Origin of the sequence: Paraburkholderia sp. J67, assembly GCF_905220265.1 — a bacterium.
Classification (GTDB): domain Bacteria; phylum Pseudomonadota; class Gammaproteobacteria; order Burkholderiales; family Burkholderiaceae; genus Paraburkholderia.
Window position 1 is genome coordinate 162,161 of sequence record NZ_CAJMZK010000014.1, and the last position, 24,707, is coordinate 186,867.

The following is a 24,707-nucleotide window of genomic DNA, read 5'->3' on the forward strand; positions in this document are numbered from 1 at the left end:
TTCTCCGGTAACATTGCGCCATGCCATCGACTTCCTCTCAGCCAGCCCATCTTGTCGTTGCGCTCGCCTACGACCGTCTCTGCACGTTCGAATTCGGCTGCGTGACCGAGCTGTTCGCGCTCGAACGCCCCGAACTCGATGTCGAGTGGTATCGCTTCGCTGTCTGCGCGGCCGAGCGCGGTCCGTTGCGCGCGGCGGGCGGCATCACTGTGTCCGCGCCTTATACGCTCGCCATGCTCGATCGTGCGCAGACCATCGTGATACCGGGCTGGCGCGATCCGGACGAGCGCCCGCCCGAGGCGTTGCTCAAGAAATTGCGCGCCGCTCACGAGCGCGGCGCGCGACTCTGTTCGATCTGTTCGGGCGTGTTCGTGCTGGCGGCGGCGGGCGTGCTGAACGGCAAGCGCGTGACCACGCATTGGCGTTACGCCGAGCGCTTGCAGCAGCGCTATCCCGAACTACACGTCGAACCCGATGCGCTCTATATCGACGAAGGGCCGGTGCTGACCTCGGCAGGCTCGGCCGCGGGCATCGACATGCTGCTGCATCTGGTGCGGCGCGATCACGGCGGCATGGTGGCCAACCGGGTTGCGCAACGGCTCGTGGTGCCTCCGCATCGCGAAGGCGGCCAGGCGCAGTTCGTGCCACGCCCGATGCCGCGCGACGAATCCAGCCCGCTCGCGAAGCTGATGGACTGGGTACGCGCGAATCCGCGTCTGGAGCACAGCGTGGCGTCGCTCGCAGAACGCGCCGCGATGAGCGCCCGCACGCTCCAGCGGCAGTTTCTCGACGCGACCGGCATGGGCCCATACGCCTGGGTCGTGCGCGAGCGCGTGAGCATCGCGCGCGACCTGCTCGAATCCCGGCCAGATTTGCCGATGGAGCGCGTGGCGGACCTGGCGGGTTTCGGCTCTGAAGAGTCGCTGCGGCGTCACTTCCGGCGCATCGCGCTCACGAGCCCGGCGGCTTATCGTGAGCAGTTCGCGCGCGGGCCGGGCGCACGCACCTGATCGATCAGTATTCCAGAACGATCTTGCCGAAGTGGCCACCGGCCTGTTGGAGCCGGAACGCATCGCCGATCGCTTCGAGCGGGAACGAGCGGTCGATCACGGGCTTGACGCCGGTAGCGTCGAGGGCGCGCACGAACTCGATCTGATGCTGTCGGCTGCCCACGATCAGGCCTTGCAGACGCTGCTGGCGGCGCATCATCGTGCCCGTAGGCACATGGCCTTCGATCCCGGTCAGCACGCCGATCAGCGCGATATGACCGCCCACGCGAGTCGCCAGGATCGATTGTTCGAGCGTGCCGGGGCCGCCCACTTCGACCACGTGATCGACGCCCAGGCCGTTCGTGTAGTCGAGTACCTGGCGCGACCATTGCGGCTCACGGCGATAGTTGATCAGGTGATCCGCGCCCAGTTGCCGGGCGCGTTCGAGCTTCTCGTCGGAGGAGGATGTCGCGATGACCGTCGCGCCCATCGCCTTGGCGAGTTGCAGCGCGAAGATCGACACGCCGCCTGTGCCGAGCACCAGCACCGTCGCGCCCGCTTTCAACCCACCGTCGACCACCAGGGCGCGCCATGCCGTGAGCCCCGCCGTCGTGAGTGTGGCCGCTTCGGCGTGCGTGTAGCCGTGCGGGCTGCGCGTAAACGCAGTGACAGGCGCGACCACGGCTTCGAGCGCGTAGCCGTCGACGCCATCGCCGGGCGTGGTGGAGAAGTCGGGGATCGTCGGCGCACCGTCTAGCCACGTCGGGAAAAACGTCGACACCACGTGATCGCCCACGGCGAATTCGCTCACGCCCGCACCCACGGCTTCCACCACGCCCGCGCCATCCGCCATCGGAATGCGGCCGTCGGGCGCGCCCATGCGGCCGAGCACGACACCCAGATCGTGATAGTTGAGCGAACTGGCGTGCACGCGCACGCGGATTTCGCCGGCCTGCGGCTCGCCGGGCGCGGGGATGTCCACGAGTTTGAGGTTGTCGAGCCCGGCAGGTGCGAGCAGTTTGATGGCTTTCATGGAGGTCTCCTGGATGCGTCGCCAAAAGGGCGCCGCGAGGTAAGGGGAAGGGCGTGACAAGGCGCGAACGAACACCAGACGAAGCATAGACGTGCCTCGGGCACGACTGCGACGAGCGTGGCCGCACCGGTGTCTTATCGTTTACCTTTGGCGAAATGATTTGCTATTGACAAATAAATTCGCTCGCTTCTATGATGCGCCAACGGTAGTCACTCGACGATTGGCTCGGGAAACGCACCTTGCTGCGCTGCAGCAAGGTGCAGTAGCCGGGCACGCGAGGGCCACGTGATCGGCCCGCCAGACGGGTCACGACAAAGGCGCATCAGACGCCGCTACCGGTAATCCGCACCAGGCGGGTTGCCCGCATGTTTGGAGACAAGCTCATGCCCCAATTGATCGTCACGGACTCCGTGTCCGAGCCGTCGTTCGCCCCGCACGCCGCCGTATCGGGCGAGTCCGCCTCGCAGGCGAGCGACGACCTGCTGTACCGCAAGGTCGCCTGGCGCGTCATTCCGTTTCTGTTCGTCTGCTATGTCGTGTCGTTTCTGGACCGCATCAACATCGGCTTCGCGCAGTTGCAGATGAAGCACGATCTTGGCTTTAGCGATGCGATGTACGGCCTGGGCGCCGCGATCTTCTATGTGGGCTATGTGCTCTGCGAAGTGCCGAGCAATCTGCTCCTCGCGCGCTTCGGCGCGCGCCGCACCTTCATGCGCATCATGCTGCTCTGGGGCATCGCCTCGACCTGCATGATGTTCGTGCACGCGCCCGCGCATTTCTACGCGCTGCGCTTCCTGCTGGGCGTGTTCGAGGCGGGCTTCTTTCCCGGCATCGTGCTTTACCTGACGTACTGGTTTCCGTCGCACCGGCGTGCCGCGGTGTTCTCGATCTTCTTCGCGGGTGTAGCCGTGGCGGGCGTGCTTGGCGGCCTCGTCTCGGGCTGGATCATGCGCGACCTGAACGGCGCGATGGGCTTCGAAGGCTGGCGCTGGATGTTTGCGATCGAAGGGCTGCCCGCCGTGCTGCTCGGGCTGTTGGCTGCGTTCCGGCTGGTGGACGGCCCTACGCAGGCGCGCTGGCTCAGCGATGCGGAAAAGGCCCGTCTGATCGCCCAGCGCGACGACAAATCGGGCACGGAGGGTGCGCAAGCACACGCCCATTCGTCGCGCGCAGTGTTCGCCGCGCTCGGCAATCCGCGCATCTATCTGTTCGCGTTCATCTATTTTTCGCTGACCTGCGCGTCGCTCACGCTGAACTTCTGGATGCCGCTGATGATTCGCGACTTCGGCGTGCATGACGTGCTCGCGATCAGCCTCTATACGGTGATTCCGAATGCGGTTGGCGCTGTAGGACTGATGCTGATCGCGCGCCGCTCCGACCGTCGCGGCGAGCGCCGCTGGCACTTCGCGGCCTGCACGATTGGCGGCGCCGTCGCGCTTTCGCTGTTCACGCTGCACCTGGCCAGTTTCGCGGCGATGCTCGCGATTCTCTCGATCGCCGCGGTCCTGATCTTCGCCGCGCTGCCGATCTTCTGGGCCGTGCCGCCTGCCTACCTCTCGGGCAAGTCGGCCGCCGCGGGCATCGCGCTCATCAGCAGCATCGGCATCACGAGCGGCATCGTGAGCCCGTGGGCGATCGGTCTCATCAAGACGCACACGGGCAGCATGGATAACGCGCTCTATGGGCTGGCCGCTTTGCTGGCGGTGAGCGGCGCGGCCTTGCTGATCGGCGTGCCGGCCGCGCAGAAGGCGCGCTGAAGGCTCGATCGTCGGTGTTCAGGCCGGCCGTTCCTCGATCGAATCGACGCGATCCGGGTAGAACGCCAGATGCTCCTTGATCTGGGCGACCGCTTCGTGCGGCGTCTCGTAGGTCCAGACCGCATTGATCGAGCGCTCGCCGCCCGGCACGATCGAGTAGTACGCGCAGTCGCCCTTGTAGGGACACCAGGTGGTGTGATCCGTGCGCGAGAGGAGCGCCATGTCGGCGTCCTCGCGCGGCACGTAGAGCACGCTCGGGTAGCTCGCTTCGCGCAAGGTCAATGCGCGGGTCGTATCGGCGATGGTCTTGCCCGCTACCTTGACGATCACGCGCGACGGATGGCGCTCGATGGTGATGGGATGGTCGGGGCCGGGGATCTTGACGGTTTTCGTGGTCATGTCGTGCTCCTTTGCGCCACATTGGCGTGGCGTATCAGTGTTCGATGGCGATGGCCTGCGCGTGCTGCACAGGAGTGTAGGTCGAAAATGCGATACAGCCGGAATGGGTGCTGATCCATGAAGTTTGGATGCCTGATTAAATGGGCAATGGAAAGCCGGTCGGAAATCCGTTTGCCGATGCCGACCTCGATTCCGGGTTCAACGACGCGCCCGTGATTGCGCGTGCGGCGTCAGACGCGAGGAACGTGACGGCGCGCGCCACGTCGCCTGCAGGCTCGCCAGGCGTCAATCCATTCACACGAATGCCGCGCGCGCCGCACTCCGCCGCAAAGTGGCGCACAAGCGCGGTCAGCGCGCCCCGATGCGCTGCCAGTACGGTGAGCGTTCCCGCCGTGCCGCTTACTTCGTGTGGCAAAAGCAGGACGACACTGCTCCCTTTGCACATGGCGGGCAGCAGTTGCTGTACGAGCAGCCACGGCGCGCGCACGTGCGCGGTGATCGAGTCGTCGAAGTCTGCGGGCGCGCGGGTTTCATCGGGTGCCGCCTCCAGACAGCCCGCACCCATCACGAGAATATCGAGCCGGGCGCCCACGACCGAACGCACGCGCCGCGCCAGACGATGCACGCCGTCTGCCTCGCGAAGATTGGCGCTCAAGGGCTGCGCTTTACCGCCCGCTGCGCGGATTTCATCGACGGTCGCTTGCGCGTCCGCCGCGCCGGCGGCGCAATGAGCCAGAACCTGCGCGCCTTCCTGCGCCAGCGTCACGGCGATCAGGCGGCCGACGCCACGCGCAGCATCGGTGACGAGTGCGGTTTTGCCGGAAAGCTGCGGCATCGCGAATCCTCCCAGAGTCAGCATAGGCGGCGCGAAGGGCATGCGTGCGAGCGATGGCTTCACGTGGTGTCGGCAGGTGGTGCAAACATCGCGAACCGGCCTTATGCGTTACTCTAGGTGCGCGCGTGCGCATCGGTAAAAGACTTTGCAGGCTGACCGGCATGCCTGCGAGGCATGATGCGCGTTCATCCTGAGCAATCCCACGCAAAGAGAAAACGGCAATGGAATTGCGGCACCTGCGTTATTTCGTGGCGGTGGCGGAAACCGGCAGTCTCACGGTCGCGGCGGAGCAGCGGCTCTACACGTCGCAGCCGTCCCTGAGCCGGCAGATTCGCGATCTGGAAGATCAGGTGGGCGTGCCGCTCCTCACGCGCAGCGCCCGCGGGGTGGAGTTGACGGCGGCGGGGCGCGCCTTTCTCGATCACGCGCGCCTCGCGCTCGCCCAGGTGGAGGCGGCGGCCGAAGCGGCGCGGCGCGCGGCGCTGCCTGCTCGGCAGATGTTTGCGCTAGGTTTTCTGACCGGTCAGGAGATGACATGGCTGCCGCGCGCGCTTCAGTTGCTGCGCGACGAACTACAGGGCATCGACGTGACGGTGTCGAGCTATTACTCGCCCGACGTGGCCGACGCACTCGCGCGCGGCAAGCTCGATCTGGGTTTTCTGCGCGCGGAGCCGGGTTACGACCTCGAATATCGCGTGGTGAACCGCGAACGGTTGGTCGTGCTGATGCCGAGCGATCATCCGCTAACGGCGCGCGAATCGATTCGCCCGGCCGATCTGGCTGGCGAGCCGTTCGTGATGGCGTCGAACAAGGCGCGTGTGCTGCACGACGTTATCGAGCGGTATCTGCGGGACAACAAGGTGGAAGTGACGCCGGAGCATGGCGTGGACAATCTGGCCATGGCGATGTCGCTGGTGGCATCCACGCGCGGGATTGCGCTGATGCCGGAGTATGCGAACAACCTGCTGCCCTGGTCGGTGGTGAGCCGCCCGCTTGAAGGGGAGGCGCCCACCGTCGATCTCGTGGTGGGCTACAGCGGCGCGAATTCGTCGCCCATCCTGAAGCTGTTTCTTTCGCGCCTGGACGAACTGGCGCCGTCGTGACCGTAGCCCGCCAGTGGCTTACACGTCGCTTATTGCTGCGGCGCGCCGCTCCATGCCGGCAACGTGGTGCCGTGATAGACCGCGAGGATCTTCGCGGCGACGTTCGGCTGCTGGTAGCTCGCCACAAGGTCGCGCACCCACGGCGCGTTGGCATCCTTCTCATTGACGGCGATGAAGTTGCGGTACGCACTGCCGTCCACCTTCTCCTGCGCGATGCGCTCTTGCGGAATGCGGATGCCGGCCTTGATGGCCCAGTCGGTGTTGATCACGGCGGCGTCCAGGTCGCCGATGGCGCGGCCGACGATACCCGCGTCGAGTTCCTTGATCTTCAGTTGCTTCGGATTGCTTGCGATATCGTGCGCGGTCGGCAACAGGCCGACATTGTCACGCAGCTTGATCAGGCCATACGATTGCAGCAGCAATAGCGCGCGGCCTTCGTTGCTGGGGTCGTTCGGCACGCCGATGGTCGCGCCGGTGGGCAGGGCCGCCAGCGAAGCATGCTTGCGCGAATAGAGCCCGATCGGCTGCACGTAGGTAAAGCCCACGGGCACGATGGCGTAATGGCGGGCGGCGATCTGCGCATCCAGATAGGGCTTGTGCTGGAACGAGTTCGCGTCCAGATCGTGTTGCGACAGCGCCTCGTTCGGCTGCGTGTAGTCGGCGAACGTCGTCACCTTGACCTCGATGCCGTGCTTCGCGGCATTGGCGGCGACCACGCGCCACACGTCTTCGTCCTCGCCCGACATGATGCCCACGCGCACCGTGTGTTCCGCTGCTGCGGCGGACTGAGCGAACGGCACCAGCGTGGCGCCAGCGACGATTGCGAGTGAGGCCAGCCCCGTTGCCAGCAGTGTTCTCTTGTTCTTGTTCATGAAAGTGTAACCGTGACGTGGTGAAAGATGGGCCGATGCTAGGGCGTGGCTGCGTCGCGGCCAAACAATTTCGCGCGCGTTGTTTATCGCACGGATCGTCATTAGCATTTCGCGCAGCGTGTTAAGCGCGAGTCATTCCCTTGCACTGTGGCCGCGCCGCAGTTTCCGCGTTTTTGCGCAAAGCATATGCAAAAACGTCGCTTGGCCGCCTGCGAGGCCCTGTCTACGATGCAGCGAATGCCATCTGGATGGGTTTCGCTCATGTCGACCATTGCTGTTCCTTCACACGACGCCGGGTTTGGCGCGCGCGCCAACGCCGCCGCTGCGGCTCCCCACACGGTCATTCGTAGCGCCGAGGACGTTGCGCGCATCGTGAACACCGGCCCGGCCCAAGGCACCCGCACACGCGCCGTGGTCGCCATCGCGCTGGGCGGGGTGTTCCTCGACGCCTACGATCTCACGTCGCTCGCCTATGGCGTGAAGGACATCGCGCGCCAGTTCGCGCTCACGCCCGCGCAGGTGGGCTTCGTGTCGGCCGCGATCACGTTCGGCGCGATTCTGGGGGCGTTGTTCGGCGGCTATCTGACCGACCGCATCGGGCGCTATCGCGTCTTCATGGCCGACATGCTGTTCTTCGTCGTGGCTGCCATCATCGCGGGTCTCGCGCCCAACGCATGGGTGCTCGGCGGCGCGCGCTTTCTCATGGGCTTCGGCGTGGGGCTCGATCTGCCCGTGGCGATGGCCTTTCTCGCCGAGTTTTCGCGCGTAGCGGGGCGCGGCAACAAGGCGGCGAGCGTGGCGGCCTGGTGCCCCGCCTGGTATGCGGCTACCAGTACCTGTTATCTGCTGATTCTCGGGCTCTATGCGATCCTGCCCGCGCACCATACGGACTGGCTCTGGCGGCTGACGCTCGCCTTTGGCGCCGTGCCCGCGATCGTCATTATTCTGGTGCGTCGCCGCTATATCAGCGAGTCGCCGGTCTGGGCCGCGAATCAGGGCGATCTCGAAGAAGCCGCGCGCATTCTCAAGCGTTCGTGGGGCGTGGATGCGGTGGTCGAGCGCAATGAGGGTGAAGCCGCAGCGCAGGGCGCAAAGGTGCCGCGCGCCACGTGGCGCAACTATGGCGTGCTGTTCAACGCCACGTATCGTCGCCGTACCATTCTTGCGGCGACCATCGGCGCTGCTTCGTCGTTTGGCTATAACGCCATCATTTTCGGCTTGCCCGTGATTATCGCGAGCTTCTTGAAGCAGGGGCCGCTTACGACCATCGTGGCGTCGCTTCTTCTGAATCTATTGTTCGCATTCGTGGGCGGCTTGATTGGTGTGCGCACCGCGCCCACCGTGGGCGCATGGAAGATGACGGTGCTCGGTCACACCTTGCAGGTGATCGCGCTGATTGGCCTTGCCTTGATCGGACATCCCTCCAGTGGTGGGTTCGTTGCGCTCGCAATCCTGCTGCTGGGCGCGTATCTGTTCGGGCAGGGCTTCGGTCCTGGCTCCCATTCGATGACCTATGCGTCGCTCAGCTATCCCACTTCGTTGCGTGGCATTGGCGTGGGCTTCAATCAGACGCTGGTGCGCTCGGCCTCAACTGTGTCGCTGTTTCTTTTCCCGGTGCTGGCAGCGACGCTCGGCACCAAGGTGTTCTGGGTGATCGCGATTGCGCCGTTCACGTCGCTGCTCGTGTTGCTGGCGATCCGCTGGGAACCGTCGGGCTATGACATCGACGGTGAAGACTACGGCGAGGCCGCCACCGCGCGTCACGCTCGCGCGCAAGCGAGCGCCGATGAATGCCCCGCATGCTCGCGCGCATAGCCGATAACGTCATATGCAATCGCAGAATAACTAGTAGGGGATTGGAGTTCGCACTGTTCAAATGATTGGCAGAACCCGTGCAACAGCATCCGCGCGGGCCGCAAAATCAGGTCAGTTCGAATCGCCATGCCGACTAGTGACTTCTCCAACGCCGCGGCGCGTGTGCCGCGGCTTCCCGATCCGCGCCGCGTGAGGCGCATTACGAGCGACGCCGAAGCACTCGAAGCGGCCCGCGTGCTCGCCCAAAGCGCAGCGTCAGGCGCGTCGCAGCGCGACCGCGAGCGCGCGCTGCCGTGGGACGAACTCGAGCGCTGGTCCGAAAGCGGGCTGGGTGCGATCACTGTGCCGCGTGAGTACGGTGGCGCAGACGTGTCCTATGCAACGCTTGCCGAAGTATTCGTGCTGCTGTGCGCGGCCGATCCTGCTTTCGGTCAGATTCCGCAAAACCATTTCGGTGTGCTGGGCTTGTTGCGCGAAAGCGGCTCGCCCGAGCAGAAGCAAAGATTCTACGGCGAAGCGCTGGCTGGATATCGCTTTGGCAATGCGGGGCCCGAGCGGCGCTCGGCGGCTTCGCCCACGATCCTGCAAGGCGCAACGCGTCTTTCCTCGACGCCCGATGGCTTGCGTCTGAGCGGCGAGCGTTTCTATTCCACCGGCGCGCTGTTCGCGCATCGCGTGCCCACGCGCGCCGCCGATGACGAAGGCCGCGCCGTACAGGTCTGGGCGCCGCGCGACGCAGCGGGCCTCACGGTGATCGACGATTGGCGTTCATTCGGACAGCGAACGACGGCCAGCGGCACGGTGCGTTTCGATAATGTCGCGATCGATCCGCAGGACGTGCTGCCGCTCTGGCAACTCGCCGATCGGCCCGGTCTCTTCGGCCCGACCTCGCAGATCATTCAAGCCGCCATCGATCAAGGCATCGCTGAAGCGGCGGTGGCCGATGCGATTGCCTTCGTGCGCGAGCGAGCGCGGCCCTGGATGGATTCGGGCGTGGCACGTGCGGCCGACGATCCGTACATCATCGCCGATATCGGCCGCCTGCAAATCGACTTGCACGCTGCGCGCGAAGTCCTGCTCGATGCAGGCCGCACGCTCGATGCACTGGCGGTTGAAGCCAATGACCAGGGTTTGAGCGCGCAGGGCAGCGCACGCGCCTCGGTGGCCGTGGCGGCGGCGAAGGTGCTGACCACGCGCATCGCCCTCGAAGCCAGCGAAAAGCTGTTCGAACTTGCGGGATCGTCGGCCACGCGCGCGGCGCACAACCTCGACCGCCATTGGCGCAATGCGCGCACGCACACGCTGCACGATCCCGTGCGCTGGAAGCTTCATCTGTTGGGCAACTATCACCTGAACGGCGCGTTGCCCGCACGGCATTCGTGGAATTGAACAGTTATCGAACAGGTATCGATCGGGAATAGAAGCATGAATGTCGACATTTCTTCCGCGCTGCTCGAGCGCGGCAGCGAGCAGGGCGATCGGCCGGGGCAGGCTGCTGTTGCATCGCCGCCTGCACAAAGACCGGCACGCATCGACGACGATGCACACGCGATTGCCGAGGCCCAGCGCCTCGCCAGTGAATTCGCCCGTGAAGCCGTCTTGCGCGATCATGAGCGCCGCTTGCCGTGGGACGAACTCGATGCGTTTGTCGCGAGCGGTCTCTGGTCCATCACCGTGCCGCGCGAATACGGCGGCCCTGGCGTAAAAAACGGCACGCTGGCCGAGGTTACGGCGACCATCGCGGCGGCGGACGGCTCGCTCGGCCAGATTCCGCAGAATCATTTTTACGCGTTGGAAGTCTTGCGCGTGGGCGGTAGCGCGCAACAGCAGCGTTTCTTTTATGACCGTGTGCTCGCGGGCGATCGTTTCGGCAATGCACTCGCGGAGATCGGCCACAAGGATTTCACGCGCCGCACGCGACTGTCGCGCGACGCACAGGGCTGGCGCATCGACGGCCGCAAGTTCTACTGCACGGGCGCGCTCTACGCGCACTGGATTCCGACGCTGGTGGTGAGCGAGGAGGCCGGGCGCGACGTGACGTATCTCGTGTTCGTGCCGCGCGCGGCGCAAGGCGTGACGATCACGGACGACTGGGACGGTTTCGGCCAGCGCGTAACGGGCAGCGGCTCGGTGCAGTTCGAGGGCGTGCGGGTGGAGCCGGACTGGATCGTGCCATTCCAGACTTCGTTTGAACGTGCGACTACGATCGGGCCGCTCGCGCAGATCCTCCACGCGGCGATAGACCTGGGCCAGGCGCGCGGCGCGTTCGACGCGGCGCTGCGCTTCGTGCGCGAGCGCTCGCGGCCGTGGATCGACGCGAAGGTCGAACGCGCCGCCGACGATCCGCTCACGATTGTGCAATTCGGCGATCTGTCCGCGCGTTTGACTGCCGCAGAAGCGCTGGTACGCCGCGCGGGCCGTTACGTGGACGCCGCGCAAGCCGCGCCCGACGAACAAACGGTCGCCGAGGCCTCGATTGCCGTCGCCGAGGCTCGCGCGCTTACGACCACTATTTCACTCGACGCAGGGTCGCGTCTGTTCGAACTCGCCGGCACAGCGGCGACGCTCGACGGCCTCGGGCTCGACCGCTTCTGGCGCAACGCGCGCACGCACACGCTGCACGACCCGGTGCGCTGGAAATACCAGGCGATCGGCAACTTCTATCTGAACGATGCGCTGCCGCCGCGCCACGGAGCCTTGTGATGTCGCAAAACAAAAAGAAACCTGTGCTGCTCAACGCATTCAACATGAACTGCGTGGGTCATATCAATCACGGTTTGTGGACGCATCCGCGCGATCGTTCAGCGGACTACCGGACGATTGCGTACTGGACCGATCTCGCGCGCACGCTCGAACGCGGCCTGTTCGACGGGCTGTTTCTTGCCGATATCGTGGGGGTCTACGACGTCTATCAGCGCAATGTCGATGTGACGCTGCGCGAATCGATCCAGTTGCCCGTCAACGATCCCACGCTGCTGGTGCCGGCGATGGCGGCGGTCACGCAGCATCTGGGTTTCGGCGTGACGGTGAATCTCACGTATGAGGCGCCGTATCTGCTGGCGCGGCGCTTTTCCACGCTCGATCATCTGACGCAGGGGCGTATCGGCTGGAATATCGTGACGGGTTATCTCGATAGCGCGGCGCGTGCGATGGGCGTGTCGGAGCAGTTGCCGCACGATGAGCGCTACGAGCGCGCCGACGAATATCTCGATGTGCTCTACAAGCTCTGGGAAGGCAGTTGGGAGGCCGATGCCGTGCGGCGCGACAAGGCCGCGCGCGTCTACGCGGACCCGGCGAAAGTGCATCGTGTGCAGCATGCCGGGCGCTACTACAACGTCGATGGCTACCATCTGGCCGAGCCGTCGCCGCAGCGCACACCGGTATTGTTCCAGGCGGGCAGTTCGGGGCGCGGGCAGCGTTTCGCGGCGCGTCATGCCGAATGCGTGTTCATTTCGCCGCCCAATCGCGCGGTGGGGCGCGAGACCGTGCGTGCGTTGCGCGAGCAACTGGTGCGCGCGGGGCGTCGTCCGGACGATGTGAAGGTGTTCGTCGGCGCGGCGGTGGTGCCGGGCGCAACCGAGCGCGAGGCGCGCGAGAAGTACGCGGACTATCGGCAGTATGTGAGCCGCGAGGCGGGGCTCGCGCATTTCGCGGCGAGCACGGGCATCGACTACGCGCAGTACGATCTGGACGAACCGGTCGATTACACGCCGGGCAATGCGATCGAGTCGGCGACCCGTACGGCGAAGCAGCACGGCTGGACGCGTCGTTCGCTGCTGGAGATGTTCGAGCTGGGCGGGCGCTATCCCGCCATCGTCGGCAGTGCGGCGCAGGTCGCGGACGAGTTGCAGGCATGGGTCGATGAGGCCGATGTCGACGGTTTCAATCTGAGCCGCACGGTGGTGCCCGAAAGCTACGAGGATTTTGTCGATTTGATCGTGCCCGAATTGCAGAATCGCGGGATCTACAAGACGTCGTATGAGGAGGGCTCGCTGCGTCACAAGCTGTTCGGCGCGGGCGATACCTTGCCCGAGCGGCATGCGGGGGCGTCGTTCCGTCAGGAGGCCGCCGCATCGGTCTGATCGGCGCGGCCTGGTGTGTTGCCGATGATATTGGCAACAGTGATATTTCCTGTTTATGCCTGTAAGCGATATTGTCAAGATATCGCCTGCAGGCATATAATCGCTTTATGCTTCACAGGAATATCACATGAAGATCATCGTCCAGACGCCGGCAGGGCTTGCCGAGATCCTGCTGTCGGCCAGAAAGGAGCGCGGCCTGACCCAGGCGCAGGCTGCGGCTTCGCTCGGCATCGGCCAGCCACGGCTCTCGGCGCTGGAAACCACCGGCACGGCCAGCATCTCGCTCAGCCAGATGCTGGCGCTGTTCGCGCTCTACGAGCTCGAACTGTGCGTGCAGCCGCGCGGCGACGAAGGTCCGCAGTACGAGCTGCGCGAAGACGGGCCGGAGTGGTAGCGCATGGGTCGCAAATCGCACTCACGCACGTTGTCGATCTGGGCCAATGGCGAGCGCGTCGGCACCTGGACGCTCACGGGATCGGGTGACGCCGAGCTGCGCTACGACGCCGCATGGAAGGCCTCGGAGGCGGGCCGGCCGCTTTCGCTCTCGCTCCCGTTCGGCGTGGGCGAGCGGCCGCTGCGCGGCGCGCGCGTCTATGACTACTTCGACAATCTGCTACCCGATAGCACCGTGATCCGGCGGCGCATTGCGACGCGCTTTCGCACGGATTCTCTCGACGCGTTCGATCTGCTCAAGGCGATCGGGCGCGACTGCGTGGGCGCGGTGCAACTGCTCGACGAGGACGAGACGCCTGCGCCGCTTGCGTACATCGACGGCACGCCGCTTGACGCCGCCGCCATCGAGCGGCTGTTGCTGGAGGCTTCTGGCGTGGTGCTGCCGGATACCGGCGACGCCGAGGAGGAACTGCGCATTTCCCTGGCCGGCGCGCAGGAAAAGACGGCGCTGCTCCATCACGGGGGCCGCTGGCTGCTGCCGCACGGGGCCACGCCCACGACGCACATCCTCAAGCTGCCGCTTGGGTTCATCGGCCATCGCAAGGTGGATTTCAATACGTCGGTCGAAAACGAGTGGCTGTGTCTGGCCGTGCTCAAGGCGTATGGGCTGCCGGTGTCGTCGGCGGATATCGTTACGTTCGGCGCGCAGAAGGTGCTGGCCGTGGAGCGCTTCGACCGCGCCGTCTCGCGCAGCGGAGCGCTGCTGCGTCTGCCGCAGGAAGACTTCTGCCAGGCGCTGGGCGTCGCGCCGCATTTCAAGTACGAGGCGCAGGGCGGCCCGGGCGTGCGCGAGATCGCCGGGTTGCTGCGCCAATCGCAGGCGGCGCGCGAGGACATCGAAACCTTTCTCGCCGCGCAGATCGCCTTCTGGATGCTGGCCGCGCCCGATGGCCACGCGAAGAATTTCAGCTTGCGTCTGCTGGCGGGCGGGCGCTTCCAGCTCGCGCCGCTCTACGACGTCATGTCGATCTGGCCGGTGGAGGGCGACGGCGGCAATCAATGGTCGTGGCACAAGGCGACGCTCGCCATGGCGGTGTGGGGCAAGAGCCGCCACTACCGCATGCGCGACGTGAAGCGCGCCCATTTCGACGCCACCGCGCAGCTGTGCCACTACGGGCCGGATGCCGCGCCAATCATCGAGCGGCTCGTCGAGCGCACGCCCGCCGTGATCGAAACCGTGGCTGCAAAGCTGCCTGAAGGCTTTCCGCCGCGTGTGGCCGAGCGGCTCTTCGACGGCTTGCGCTTCTCGGCGCAGCGGCTCGTGGCGTCGTGAGTTTCTCCGCCAGGGCAAAATAGTCGCCGTGGCCCGCCGGGTCACGAAGGCAGCTCTCTTACACACCTGATCCACCCACAAGCATTGCCCTTGAATCTGCTGCAAAAAACCGTTTGCCGGCACGTTGACCGTTGCCTTGCCGTCCCCGGAGGCGCACCCGATGTCCGATCCTGAATTTCAAGTCCTGCTGGTGGACGACGACGAAGCGCTGCGCGATCTCCTGCGCGTGTTCTTCCAGCAACAGAACATCGAGTTTTCGGTGTTGCACGACGCGATGCAGCTGGAGCGCCGTCTCGAACGCGAACGGCCGTCCGTGATCGTGCTCGATGTAATGATGCCGGGCGTCGATGGCCTCACCGCGCTCAAGGAGTTGCGCGCGCGCGGCGATCGTATTCCCGTCATCATGCTCACGGCGCGTGCCGATGGCGCCGATCGCGTAGTCGGTCTCGAACTGGGCGCCGACGACTACCTGGGCAAGCCCTTCATGCCGCAGGAACTGCTCGCGCGCATTCGGGCCGTGCTGCGCCGCCAGGGCGACCCCGATCGCGGCGCGCCGCCCGAGCGCCGCGCTCCGTGCCGCTTTGGCCCGTTCGAACTCAACTTCGCGACCCGCACGCTGCTGCGCGATGGCGAGCCCATCAAGCTCACGGGCAGCGAATACGCCATGCTCGAAGTGTTCGCCCTGCATCCAATGGAAACGCTCTCGCGCTCGCGCCTGCTCGATCTGCTGCATGGCCCGGGCGCGGCGGTGACCGAACGCGGCATCGATGTGCCGGTCTGGCGCCTGCGCCGGCTGATCGAGGTCGATCCCGCCAACCCGCGCCGTCTGCAGACGATGCGCGGCGTCGGCTATATGTTCGTTCCCGACGACGATGCCGATGAAGCGCACCTTTGACACCCTGTTCGTCCGCCTTTCGCTGATGACGGTCGGCCTGATCGTCGCCGTGCATTTCATGGCGCTTCTGCTGATCGACCAGCAGCGCGCGAAGCTCGACGCGCAGCGCTCGATCAACAATATCGTGCTGGCCGCGCAAGTGCGCGACCGCGACGACGTGCTCGCGGAACAGGTCGCGGATACGCTCGGTATCCACTATGTTGGCGTGGAGCACGCGGTGGACGCCGGTTGCCCCGGCACCTGCACGGACACGTATGGCCCGCTCGAAGACAGTCTGCGGCCCAGACTCGGGCAGGGCAGCCACGTGGTCGTCGATCCGGACACCAGCGTCGTCTGGGTGCGCCGCCAGAATTCGTCGTACTGGGTCGTGATGCCGGGCTACATGCCGCCACTCAGCCATTTCATGGGATTTTCGGCGCTCACGCTGATCGCCGCGGTCGCGATGGCGGTGATCTTTGCGTGGCAGGTGCAGCGTCCCGTGCGTGCGCTCGCGAAGGCAGCACGCGAATACCGGGTGGGCCGCGGCGTGCATCGCGTGGCCGAAGCCGGACCCAGCGAGTTGCGCGAACTCGCGAGCGATTTCAACGACATGGTGAGCGAACTCGCGGAAGCGGAGCGCGAGCGCGCGATCATGCTGGCGGGCATCGCCCACGATCTGCGCACGCCAATCACCCGCATGCAGTTGCGCGCCGATCTACTCACCACCGACGCCGACCGTGCGGCCTTGCTGCGCGAGACCGAGTCCATGTCGCGTATCGTCACGCAGTTTCTGGACTTCGCGCGCGAGAGCGTCAATCACTCGACGTGTGTGGGCGTGGACGAGCATTGCCGTCGCGACTATGGCGCGGGGCAAGAAGACAATGCCGAGGATGCACTCGTGAGGCTCGATCTTCAGGCGGGCGAGGGCTTTCAGTTGCCCGCCGTCGATCTCGACCGCATCCTGTCGAACCTGATCGAAAACGCGCTGACCTACGGCGAGCCGCCGGTGGACGTGTCGACATCGCGGGAAGAGGGGCGTTATGTGCTGCGTGTGCGCGATCAGGGTGCGGGCGTGCCGGAAGCCGACCTGCATCGCGTGCAGCGGCCTTTCGTGCGGCTCGACGCGGCGCGCAGCGGTGAAGCGCACTGCGGCCTGGGTCTTGCGATCGTGCGCAGGCTCGTGCGCCATCACGACGGCGCAATGGACGTATCCAATGCCGCGCAAGGCGGCCTCGTCGTGACGATGAGCTTTCCCTATCCGCGCAAGGCGGGTTGAACGGCAGTGCCGGTGCGGGGCGCGGGCTGCGGGGAAATATGATCGGGAGTGCTGAGCTGTACGCAGCACAGCACCGTATCCACCACGCGCGCGACGAGCAGATCGTCGGCGCCGGGTTGGCCGCCCGCAAGCTGGCGGCAGAAAAAGCCCGTGAGTGCTGCATAGATGAAGCGCGCCGAGGCATGCGTGTCGAGCGTCACATCGATCTCGCCGCACTGTGCCGCGTCGTTGAGTACGTCGGCGATCTTGCCTTCCACGTTGGCCACGGCCGATTCGATGCGGGTGGCTAGCGCGGCATTGCGCCGCACGGATTCGGCATCGGCGAGCGCGATGCCATAAAGACGGCGCGCCGAGCGGTTGCCCAACATCCGTTTGAGCTTGCCGCGCAGTTCCTGCGCGAGCCATGCCATCGGTCGCGCGCTGGCGGGTCGTGCAGGCAGATCGAAGGGCGCGAGCGTGAGGTCGGGCCGCTCGAACAGCGCCTCGAACACGGCGGCCTTGCTCTTGAAATGCACATAGATCGCGCCGCGCGTGACGCCGGCTTTGGCGGCGATCTCGTCGAGCGTGGTCTGCGCGAATCCCTTGCGCGCGAAGATCTGCTCCGCGCAGTCGAGCAACGTCTTGCGTAACGCGAGCGACTGCTCCCTCGTCCTTCTCATATCAAACCGCCCCTAAAACAGCGCTGGTTACAGCCCTTCAAATTCTCTGCGCCTCGTTTGCGCAGATTGCATCCGACCCCGTTGTGCGACCGCTCCGGCAAGGCATGGGCGCACGTTGGGCATCGAGTTGCGCCGATCTTATCAGGCCGTTTTATGCGTTTGCTTAGCGAATCTTACGAAGCATTGGGCTCGTAACCCGGCGTGCTGCGTTGCGGCGTAAATTCCGCGTGAAGCAATTGTTAATGGATTGGTAAGCAAGTCGGGCCACGCGCCCGCCGCGCCTCTAGCGAATATGACAAGACATTCAGGAATTCACGCCATCACCCCGGGAACGCCCACACTCCGCGCTATCGCACTCGCGTGCACCCTCAGCGCCACCATCGGACTTGCCGCCTGTTCGGACAAGCCGCAAGCCACCGCCGCCGTTACGCCTGAAGTGAACGTAATGCGCGTGCAGACCACCGCCGTCCCCGTTTCCGTCGAACTGCCTGGCCGCGTGAGCGCGCATCTCGTTGCCGAAGTGCAGGCGCGCGCGACGGGCATCGTGCTCAAGCGCGCCTTCGTCGAAGGCAGCCAGGTGAAAGCGGGCCAACTGCTCTATCAGATCGACCCCGCGCCGTATGTCGCCTCGCTCGATAGCGCAAAGGGCGCGCTCGACAAGGCGCGCGCGACGCTGATCGCCGCGAAGGCGCAAGCCGATCGCTACAAGGTGTTGGTCGCGGCCAATGCGGTCAGCAAGCAGGATTACGACAACGCCGTGGCGTCCGCCGACGAGGCGCAGGCCGACGTGGAAGCCGATGCCGCCAGCGTCGAGACCGCGAAGATCAACCTCGGCTACACGACGGTGTATTCGCCGATCTCGGGCCGCATCGGAAAGTCGTCGGTGACGCCGGGCGCTTACGTGCAGTCGAGCGGCGCCACCGAGCTTGCAACCGTTCAGCAACTCGATCCCGTCTACGTCGACCTCACGCAATCGAGCGTCGATGGGCTGAAGCTGCGCCGCGCCGCCGCCGAAGGCAAGGTCACGCTGACCGGCCCGCATGCCGCCAAGGTTCAGCTGATTCTCGAAGATGGTCAGCCGTATCAGGGCGACGGTCACCTCGAATTCTCCGACGTGACGGTCGATCAGACCACCGGCTCGGTCACCGTGCGTGCCACCTTCGACAATCCGCAGAACGTGCTGCTGCCTGGCATGTATGTGCGCGCGCGTATCGACGAGGGCTACAACGAGCAGGCCGTGCTGCTGCCGGAAGCGGCTGTTGCGCACGACCAGAAGGGCAACGCGACGGCGCTCGTCGTCAACGCCCAGAACAAGATTGAATTGCGCCAGCTCACCACGGGCGGCGTGACGAACGACAACTGGGTCATCGAAAAGGGTCTCGCCGAAGGCGACCGCGTCGTGATCGCTGGCGGCATGAAGGTGCAGCCGGGCGAGACGGTGCATGCCGTCGATCAAGGCGTGACGCCGACGGCGCCCGCTGCTACCGCTGCTGCTCCGGCCGCTGCTTCGGCACCCGTGGCCGCGTCTGGCGCAGTGTGAGGTTGCAATAAATGGCTCGATTTTTCATAGACAGACCCATCTTCGCCTGGGTGATCGCGATCATCCTGATGATGGCGGGGTTGGCATCCATCTTCAACTTGCCGGTGGCGCAGTATCCGACGATCGCGCCGCCTTCCATCCAGATCAGCGCGAGCTACTCGGGCGCTTCGGCGAAGACCGTCGAAGACACCGTGACCCAGGTGATCGAGCAGCAGATGAGCGGCCTCGACCATCTGCTGTATATGTCATCGACGTCCGACGATTCGGGCACGGCCACGATCACGCTGACCTTCGCGGCAGGCACCAACCCTGACATTGCGCAGGTGCAGGTGCAGAACAAGCTGCAACTCGCCACGCCGGTGCTGCCGACCGTGGTGCAGGAAGCCGGCATCAAGGTCACGAAATCCAGCAACAGCTTCCTGATGGTGATGGCCTTCGTGTCCGCCGACGGCAGCATGGACCGCTACGACCTCGCGAACTACGTGGCTTCGCATATCGAAGACCCGCTGAGCCGTGTGGACGGCGTGGGCACGGTCACGCTGTTCGGTACGCAGTTTTCGATGCGCGTGTGGCTCGACGCCGACAAGCTCAACAAGTTCGCGCTGACCCCCGTCGACGTCGAAACCGCGATCACGAACCAGAACGTCCAGGTGGCGGCGGGTTCGATCGGCGGCACGCCGGCGGTCAAGGGCCAGGCGATGCAGGCGACCATCACCGAAGCATCGTTCCTTCGGACTCCGGAAGAATTCGGCAACGTACTGCTGAAGGTGAACCAGGACGGCTCGCAGGTACGCCTGAAGGATGTGGCGCGTATCGAACTGGGCGGCGAAAACTATAACTTCGACACCAAGTACGACGGCGCACCCGCAGCCGGCTTCGGCATCCAGCTTGCGACCGGCGCCAACGCGCTGCAAACCGAAAAGCTGGTGAAGGCCAAACTCGCGGAACTGTCGAAGAACTACCCGCACGGCCTCGTCGTGAAGTACCCGTACGACACCACGCCGTTCGTGCGCCTGTCGATCGAGGAAGTGGTCAAGACGCTCTTCGAAGGCATCGTGCTGGTGTTCCTCGTGATGTACCTGTTCCTGCAAAACCTGCGGGCGACGCTGATCCCGACGATCGCGGTGCCCGTGGTGCTGCTGGGTACGTTCGCGGTCATGAGCGCGGTGGGCTTCTCGATCAACACGCTCTCCATGTTCGGCCTCGTGCTGGCGATCGGCCTGCTGGTGGACGACGCGATCGTGGTGGTCGAAAACGTCGAGCGCGTGATGGTGGAAGAGGGCTTGCCACCCAAGGAAGCGACCCGCAAGGCGATGGGCCAGATTACGGGCGCGCTGGTGGGTGTGGCGCTGGTGCTCTCGGCCGTGTTCGTACCGGTGGCATTCTCGGGCGGCTCGGTCGGGGCCATCTATCGCCAGTTCTCGCTGACGATCGTGGCCGCGATGGTGCTGTCCGTGCTCGTCGCGCTGATTCTTACGCCCGCACTGTGCGCGACCATTCTCAAGCCGATCCCGAAGGGCCATCACGACGAGAAGAAGGGTTTCTTCGGCTGGTTCAACCGCACCTTCGACAAGGGCCGCGACAAGTATCACGGCGGCGTGCAGCACGTCATTCGCCGTTCCTCGCGCTGGTTCGTGATCTACCTCGCCGTGATCGTGGGCGTAGGCGTGCTGTTCGTGCGTCTGCCGAAGTCGTTCCTGCCCGACGAGGACCAGGGCACGATGTACGTGCAGGTGCAGACCCCGGCTGGCTCGACCCAGGAAACCACGGCGCGCTCGCTCAAGGCAGTGACTGACTATCTGCTCACGGACGAGAAGAACGTCGTGGAATCCGTGTTCACGGTCAACGGCTTCAACTTCGCGGGCCGCGGGCAAAACTCGGGCATGGTGTTCGTGCAGATGAAGGACTTCTCGAAGCGCCGCGCGGCCAACGAGAAGGTCCAGGCCTTGGTGGGCCGCGTGTTCAAGCACTTCGCCAATGACAAGGACGCGATGATCATCCCGATCAATCCGCCTTCGATTCCGGAACTGGGCACGGCCTCGGGCTTCGACTTCGAGCTGACCGACAACGCGTCGCTTGGCCACGAAAAGCTGATGGCGGCGCGCAACCAGTTGCTCGCGATGGCCGCGAAGGACCCGAATCTCGCGCTGGTGCGCCCGAACGGCCTGAACGATACGCCGCAATACAAGGTCGATATCGATCGTGAGAAGGCCGAATCGATGGGCGTCGCCGCGTCCGATATCGACGACACGTTTTCGATCGCGTGGGGTTCGAAGTACATCAACAACTTCCTCGACACCGATGGCCGGATCAAGCGCGTCTACGTGCAGGCCGATGCACCGTACCGCATGAACCCGGACGATCTGGGCCGCTGGTACGTGCGTGGCTCGTCGGGCACGATGGTGCCGTTCAACGCCTTCGCCAAGGGCAAATGGACTTTCGGTTCGCCCAAGCTCGAACGCTACAACGGTATCGCGTCGCTGGAACTCCAGGGGCAGGCCGCAGCGGGCAAATCGACCGGCCAGGCGATGAACGCGATGGAGCAGCTTGCGGCGAAACTGCCGGCCGGCATTGGCTATTCGTGGACGGGCCTCTCGTTCCAGGAAATCCAGTCGGGCAGCCAGGCGCCGTTCCTCTACGCCATCTCGATCCTCGTGGTGTTCCTGTGTCTCGCCGCACTCTATGAAAGCTGGTCGATTCCGTTCGCGGTGATTCTGGTGGTGCCGCTCGGCGTGATCGGCGCATTGCTTGCAGTGACGATGCGTGGGCTCGAAAACGACGTGTTCTTCCAGGTGGGTCTGCTGACGACCGTGGGCCTCTCCGCGAAGAACGCGATCCTGATCGTGGAATTCGCGCGCGAGTTGCAGGAACAGCAGGGCATGTCGGCGGTTGCCGCGGCATTGGAAGCGGCGCGCCTGCGCCTGCGCCCGATCCTGATGACGTCGATGGCCTTCGTGCTGGGCGTGCTGCCGCTGGCGATCAGCAATGGCGCGGGTTCGGCCAGCCAGCACGCGATCGGCACGGGCGTGATCGGCGGCATGTTCACCGCCACTTTCCTCGCCATTTTCATGATTCCGATGTTCTATGTGGTCATTCGATCCAAATTCAGCAGCGCAAAGCACGGTGAAGCCGATGCCGCGCCCGCACAGGAGGACGGCCATGAATAAGCTCAATACGCTTACGTTGAGCGCGCTGGCCGTGGCAGTCGCTTGCCTCACCTCGGCCTGTACGCTGGAGCCGCACTACACGCAACCGGCTGCGCCGGTGTCGTCCGCGTATCCGACCGGGGCGGCCTACGACAGCCAGCCCACCGATGGCGCGCGCAGCGCGCAGGGGCACGCAGCCGTCGACATCGGCTGGCGCGACTTCTTCAAGGACCCGCGCCTGCAAAAGATCATCGAGTTGTCGCTGCAAAACAACCGCGATCTGCGCGTGTCGGTGCTGAAGGTGGCGCAGGCGCGTGCGCAGTACCGCATCGAGCGCGCGAACCTGTTGCCGACGCTCGATGCGACCGGCACGGGCACCCGCACGCGCACGCCTGCCAATCTGTCCGAGACTGGCCGTGCGACGGTATCGGCCGATTACGAGGCAGCGGCGGGCGCGTCGTGGGAACTCGACTTCTTCGGCAAGGTACGCAGCCTCTCGAATCAGGCGCTGCATACCTATCTGTCGACGGCCGAGGCACGCAAGGCGGCGGAGATCACCCTGGTCTCCGAAGTGGCCGACCAGTACCTGACGATGATCGCTTACGACGATTCGCTCAAGGTCACGAAGGCGACGCTCGATTCGGCCCAGAAGTCGTATGAACTCACCAAGGTCGAATACGACACGGGTACGGGTTCCGAACTCGATCTGCGCGAAGCCGCGGGCACCATGCAAGAAGCGCATGCGAACTACGAGAGCCAGTTGCGTCTGCGCGCGCAGGCGGAAAATGCGCTCGTGCTGCTGGTGGGCGCGCCGTTGCCCGCCGATCTGCCTGCGGGCCTGCCGCTCGATTCGCAGGACCTGCTCGCCGATATACCCGCCGACCTGCCGAGCACGCTGCTCACGCGTCGCCCGGATATTCTCGAAGCGGAAGAAACGCTCAAGGCTGCCAACGCCAATATTGGCGCGGCGCGCGCGGCGTTCTTCCCGAGCATCAGCCTGACCGGGCAGTTCGGCTATGCGAGCGCGAGCCTGGGCTCGCTCTTCAAGCCGGGTCAGCTTGCGTGGGACTTCGGCCCGACGATCACGATGCCGATCTTCGAAGGCGGTGCGAACAAGGCGAGCCTCGATGTGGCGAAGCTCGAAAAGGACGAAGACGTGGCGGCCTACGAAAAGGCTATCCAGACGGCGTTCCGCGAAGTGGCGGATGGTCTCGCGGCGCGCGGCACCTACGACACGCAGATTAGCGATCTGCGCGCGTACACCGAGAGCCAGCAGCGTCGCTATACACTTTCCGACCTGCGTTATCGCAACGGCGTTGACAGCTACCTTTCGGTGCTGACCGCGCAAAGTGATCTGTATACGGCGCAGCAGTCGCTGATCAGCGCGAATCTCGACCGGCTCACTAACCTGGTTGATCTGTACCAGTACCTGGGCGGCGGCTGGATCGCCAACACTGGCGACAAGCCGCGCAACGCTGATTCCGATCATACGGCGATGGACGCCTCGCAATCACACGCTGGCGCGGTCCAGTAAGCGAGGCAGGGGCGTTTTCCGCGTGCGGGGCAAGTGTCGTTTCCATGACTTGCCCTGCACGCGGAATTCTGGCGTGATAACACATCGTTATCGCCATTCTTTTGCCCAGCCTCGCGTGATATGGAAAGCTCCCGACTCAACTTCTCCCTGCGCCAGTTGCGCTACTTCGTGACGGCGGCGGAAACGCTGTCGTTCACATCGGCCGCGCGGCTGATGCATATTTCGCAGCCTTCCATTTCCAGTGCGATCTCCGAGCTTGAGGACGCATTCGGCATTCAACTTTTTATTCGGCATCATGCGGCAGGTTTGTCGCTTACACAGGCCGGGCGTGAAATTCTCGGCAAGACGCGGGATCTGCTGAAGAACGCGGAAGAGCTTCAGTCGGTTGCGCGGGGGCTCGATACGGGGATGTCGGGGACGATTGCGCTGGGGTGTCTGGTTTCGCTTGCGCCGCCGTTGCTGTCTGGACTGATTAGTCGATTTCTTGCCGATCATGCTGGTATTGCTTTCAAGACCATTGAAGGGCATCAGGACGATCTGTTCAAAGGGCTGCATGACGGGTCGCTAGATATTGCGCTGACTTACGATATTGATCTCACCGATGATATTGATTTTCGGCCGTTGGTGCGGTTGCCGCCTTATGTGATTCTGCCTAGTAAGCATCCGCTTGCGCAGCATCGAGCGGTTTCTATTGCTAATCTCGTGGACGAACCGTATGTGATGCTCGATCTGCCTCATAGTCGCGAGTATTTTTCTTCGCTCTTCGATTCGATTGGGCAGCGGCCTGTGCCGGTTTTTCGGTCTTCTCAGCCTGAAGTCGTGCGCGGGATGGTGGCTAATGGGCTGGGTTACAGTATTCTGAATTTTCCGCTTAAGTCTACTCAGACTGTTGATGGGGAAGATTTTGTCGTGAAGCGGTTTAAGGAGAAGGTCGTTGCTACTACGCTTGGGATTGCGCAGTCTCGGACTATGAAACCGCGGGTTGTGGTGCAGCGGTTTGCTTCATTTGCTGAGGAGTTGATCAAGCATCAGTATGCTCGGGCTTGAAGTGCGTGGATTTTTATTGG

20 protein-coding genes are annotated in these 24,707 nt (G+C 64.5%); 15 read left to right on the plus strand and 5 right to left on the minus strand.

The window, feature by feature from the left end; all coding sequences use genetic code 11:
• Positions 1-20: 20 nt before the first annotated feature.
• The gene (ftrA, locus tag U5782_RS24175) at positions 21-1,010 is read left to right on the plus strand and encodes a transcriptional regulator FtrA (protein WP_322046405.1); all 990 of its coding nucleotides are present in this window, start codon (positions 21-23) and stop codon (positions 1,008-1,010) included.
• Between the two features lie 4 nt (positions 1,011-1,014).
• On the opposite strand, the gene U5782_RS24180 is transcribed toward ftrA, so the two are convergent.
• Complete coding sequence (locus U5782_RS24180; RefSeq protein ID WP_322046406.1) at positions 1,015-2,022, minus strand: NAD(P)-dependent alcohol dehydrogenase; 1,008 nt, start codon at positions 2,020-2,022, stop codon at positions 1,015-1,017.
• 383 nt (positions 2,023-2,405) lie between these two features.
• Between U5782_RS24180 and U5782_RS24185 the strand changes: the two genes are divergently transcribed.
• Positions 2,406-3,779 (plus strand): MFS transporter, encoded by a 1,374-nt coding sequence (locus tag U5782_RS24185; RefSeq protein WP_322046407.1) that lies wholly within the window; start codon positions 2,406-2,408, stop codon positions 3,777-3,779.
• Between the two features lie 18 nt (positions 3,780-3,797).
• On the opposite strand, the gene U5782_RS24190 is transcribed toward U5782_RS24185, so the two are convergent.
• The gene (locus U5782_RS24190) at positions 3,798-4,178 is read right to left on the minus strand and encodes a DUF427 domain-containing protein (protein ID WP_322046408.1); all 381 of its coding nucleotides are present in this window, start codon (positions 4,176-4,178) and stop codon (positions 3,798-3,800) included.
• 136 nt (positions 4,179-4,314) lie between these two features.
• Positions 4,315-5,013, minus strand: coding sequence for an SDR family NAD(P)-dependent oxidoreductase (locus U5782_RS24195; protein ID WP_322046409.1), 699 nt, complete (start codon positions 5,011-5,013; stop codon positions 4,315-4,317).
• 221 nt (positions 5,014-5,234) lie between these two features.
• On the opposite strand from U5782_RS24195, the gene U5782_RS24200 reads away from it, so the two are divergent.
• Positions 5,235-6,116: a LysR family transcriptional regulator gene (locus U5782_RS24200; RefSeq protein WP_322046410.1), complete on the plus strand. Its 882-nt coding sequence runs from the start codon at positions 5,235-5,237 to the stop codon at positions 6,114-6,116.
• Between the two features lie 29 nt (positions 6,117-6,145).
• Here the strand turns inward: U5782_RS24200 and U5782_RS24205 are convergent, their stop codons facing one another.
• A complete protein-coding gene (locus U5782_RS24205) occupies positions 6,146-6,988 on the minus strand; it encodes a MetQ/NlpA family lipoprotein (protein WP_322046411.1) in 843 nt (280 codons plus the stop codon).
• Between the two features lie 261 nt (positions 6,989-7,249).
• On the opposite strand from U5782_RS24205, the gene U5782_RS24210 reads away from it, so the two are divergent.
• The 8 genes from U5782_RS24210 (at position 7,250) to U5782_RS24245 (ending at position 16,761) form a co-directional block, all read left to right on the plus strand.
• Complete coding sequence (locus U5782_RS24210; RefSeq protein ID WP_322046412.1) at positions 7,250-8,803, plus strand: MFS transporter; 1,554 nt, start codon at positions 7,250-7,252, stop codon at positions 8,801-8,803.
• Between the two features lie 126 nt (positions 8,804-8,929).
• Positions 8,930-10,192 (plus strand): SfnB family sulfur acquisition oxidoreductase, encoded by a 1,263-nt coding sequence (locus U5782_RS24215; RefSeq protein WP_322046413.1) that lies wholly within the window; start codon positions 8,930-8,932, stop codon positions 10,190-10,192.
• A gap of 36 nt (positions 10,193-10,228) precedes the next feature.
• Complete coding sequence (locus U5782_RS24220) at positions 10,229-11,506, plus strand: SfnB family sulfur acquisition oxidoreductase (protein WP_322046414.1); 1,278 nt, start codon at positions 10,229-10,231, stop codon at positions 11,504-11,506.
• Positions 11,506-12,885, plus strand: a complete 1,380-nt coding sequence (locus U5782_RS24225) for an LLM class flavin-dependent oxidoreductase (RefSeq protein WP_322046415.1) — start codon at positions 11,506-11,508, stop codon at positions 12,883-12,885. The genes U5782_RS24220 and U5782_RS24225 overlap by 1 nt, the downstream gene beginning before the upstream one ends.
• Positions 12,886-13,012: 127 nt before the next feature.
• Positions 13,013-13,279, plus strand: a complete 267-nt coding sequence (locus tag U5782_RS24230) for a helix-turn-helix transcriptional regulator (RefSeq protein ID WP_322046416.1) — start codon at positions 13,013-13,015, stop codon at positions 13,277-13,279.
• Positions 13,280-13,282: 3 nt separating this feature from the next.
• The gene (locus U5782_RS24235; protein WP_322046417.1) at positions 13,283-14,611 is read left to right on the plus strand and encodes a type II toxin-antitoxin system HipA family toxin; all 1,329 of its coding nucleotides are present in this window, start codon (positions 13,283-13,285) and stop codon (positions 14,609-14,611) included.
• 160 nt (positions 14,612-14,771) lie between these two features.
• Positions 14,772-15,506, plus strand: a complete 735-nt coding sequence (locus U5782_RS24240; protein ID WP_322046418.1) for a response regulator — start codon at positions 14,772-14,774, stop codon at positions 15,504-15,506.
• On the plus strand, positions 15,490-16,761 hold the full coding sequence (locus tag U5782_RS24245) for an ATP-binding protein (RefSeq protein ID WP_322046419.1): 1,272 nt from the start codon (positions 15,490-15,492) through the stop codon (positions 16,759-16,761). The genes U5782_RS24240 and U5782_RS24245 overlap by 17 nt, the downstream gene beginning before the upstream one ends.
• Here the strand turns inward: U5782_RS24245 and U5782_RS24250 are convergent.
• Positions 16,740-17,420 (minus strand): TetR/AcrR family transcriptional regulator, encoded by a 681-nt coding sequence (locus tag U5782_RS24250; RefSeq protein ID WP_322046420.1) that lies wholly within the window; start codon positions 17,418-17,420, stop codon positions 16,740-16,742. The two genes, U5782_RS24245 and U5782_RS24250, sit on opposite strands and share 22 nt — an antisense overlap.
• 292 nt (positions 17,421-17,712) lie before the next feature.
• Here U5782_RS24250 and U5782_RS24255 point away from each other — a divergent pair, with 292 nt between their 5' ends.
• The 4 genes from U5782_RS24255 to U5782_RS24270 all read left to right on the plus strand — a co-directional run bounded on the left by U5782_RS24255 (position 17,713) and on the right by U5782_RS24270 (position 24,687).
• Positions 17,713-18,960: an efflux RND transporter periplasmic adaptor subunit gene (locus tag U5782_RS24255; RefSeq protein ID WP_415914400.1), complete on the plus strand. Its 1,248-nt coding sequence runs from the start codon at positions 17,713-17,715 to the stop codon at positions 18,958-18,960.
• 11 nt (positions 18,961-18,971) lie between these two features.
• The gene (locus U5782_RS24260) at positions 18,972-22,127 is read left to right on the plus strand and encodes an efflux RND transporter permease subunit (protein ID WP_322046421.1); all 3,156 of its coding nucleotides are present in this window, start codon (positions 18,972-18,974) and stop codon (positions 22,125-22,127) included.
• Positions 22,120-23,640 (plus strand): efflux transporter outer membrane subunit, encoded by a 1,521-nt coding sequence (locus tag U5782_RS24265; RefSeq protein ID WP_322046422.1) that lies wholly within the window; start codon positions 22,120-22,122, stop codon positions 23,638-23,640. The genes U5782_RS24260 and U5782_RS24265 overlap by 8 nt, the downstream gene beginning before the upstream one ends.
• A 120-nt stretch (positions 23,641-23,760) precedes the next feature.
• Positions 23,761-24,687: a LysR family transcriptional regulator gene (locus tag U5782_RS24270; RefSeq protein WP_322046423.1), complete on the plus strand. Its 927-nt coding sequence runs from the start codon at positions 23,761-23,763 to the stop codon at positions 24,685-24,687.
• Positions 24,688-24,707: the final 20 nt, after the last annotated feature.

Coding starts and splice junctions, on each gene's coding strand:
- ftrA (WP_322046405.1), top strand. CDS start 21: ATGCCATCGACTTCCTCTCAGCCAGCCCATCTTGTCGTTGCGCTCGCC.
- U5782_RS24180 (WP_322046406.1), bottom strand. CDS start 2,022: ATGAAAGCCATCAAACTGCTCGCACCTGCCGGGCTCGACAACCTCAAA.
- U5782_RS24185 (WP_322046407.1), top strand. CDS start 2,406: ATGCCCCAATTGATCGTCACGGACTCCGTGTCCGAGCCGTCGTTCGCC.
- U5782_RS24190 (WP_322046408.1), bottom strand. CDS start 4,178: ATGACCACGAAAACCGTCAAGATCCCCGGCCCCGACCATCCCATCACC.
- U5782_RS24195 (WP_322046409.1), bottom strand. CDS start 5,013: ATGCCGCAGCTTTCCGGCAAAACCGCACTCGTCACCGATGCTGCGCGT.
- U5782_RS24200 (WP_322046410.1), top strand. CDS start 5,235: ATGGAATTGCGGCACCTGCGTTATTTCGTGGCGGTGGCGGAAACCGGC.
- U5782_RS24205 (WP_322046411.1), bottom strand. CDS start 6,988: ATGAACAAGAACAAGAGAACACTGCTGGCAACGGGGCTGGCCTCACTC.
- U5782_RS24210 (WP_322046412.1), top strand. CDS start 7,250: ATGTCGACCATTGCTGTTCCTTCACACGACGCCGGGTTTGGCGCGCGC.
- U5782_RS24215 (WP_322046413.1), top strand. CDS start 8,930: ATGCCGACTAGTGACTTCTCCAACGCCGCGGCGCGTGTGCCGCGGCTT.
- U5782_RS24220 (WP_322046414.1), top strand. CDS start 10,229: ATGAATGTCGACATTTCTTCCGCGCTGCTCGAGCGCGGCAGCGAGCAG.
- U5782_RS24225 (WP_322046415.1), top strand. CDS start 11,506: ATGTCGCAAAACAAAAAGAAACCTGTGCTGCTCAACGCATTCAACATG.
- U5782_RS24230 (WP_322046416.1), top strand. CDS start 13,013: ATGAAGATCATCGTCCAGACGCCGGCAGGGCTTGCCGAGATCCTGCTG.
- U5782_RS24235 (WP_322046417.1), top strand. CDS start 13,283: ATGGGTCGCAAATCGCACTCACGCACGTTGTCGATCTGGGCCAATGGC.
- U5782_RS24240 (WP_322046418.1), top strand. CDS start 14,772: ATGTCCGATCCTGAATTTCAAGTCCTGCTGGTGGACGACGACGAAGCG.
- U5782_RS24245 (WP_322046419.1), top strand. CDS start 15,490: ATGAAGCGCACCTTTGACACCCTGTTCGTCCGCCTTTCGCTGATGACG.
- U5782_RS24250 (WP_322046420.1), bottom strand. CDS start 17,420: ATGAGAAGGACGAGGGAGCAGTCGCTCGCGTTACGCAAGACGTTGCTC.
- U5782_RS24255 (WP_415914400.1), top strand. CDS start 17,713: ATGACAAGACATTCAGGAATTCACGCCATCACCCCGGGAACGCCCACA.
- U5782_RS24260 (WP_322046421.1), top strand. CDS start 18,972: ATGGCTCGATTTTTCATAGACAGACCCATCTTCGCCTGGGTGATCGCG.
- U5782_RS24265 (WP_322046422.1), top strand. CDS start 22,120: ATGAATAAGCTCAATACGCTTACGTTGAGCGCGCTGGCCGTGGCAGTC.
- U5782_RS24270 (WP_322046423.1), top strand. CDS start 23,761: ATGGAAAGCTCCCGACTCAACTTCTCCCTGCGCCAGTTGCGCTACTTC.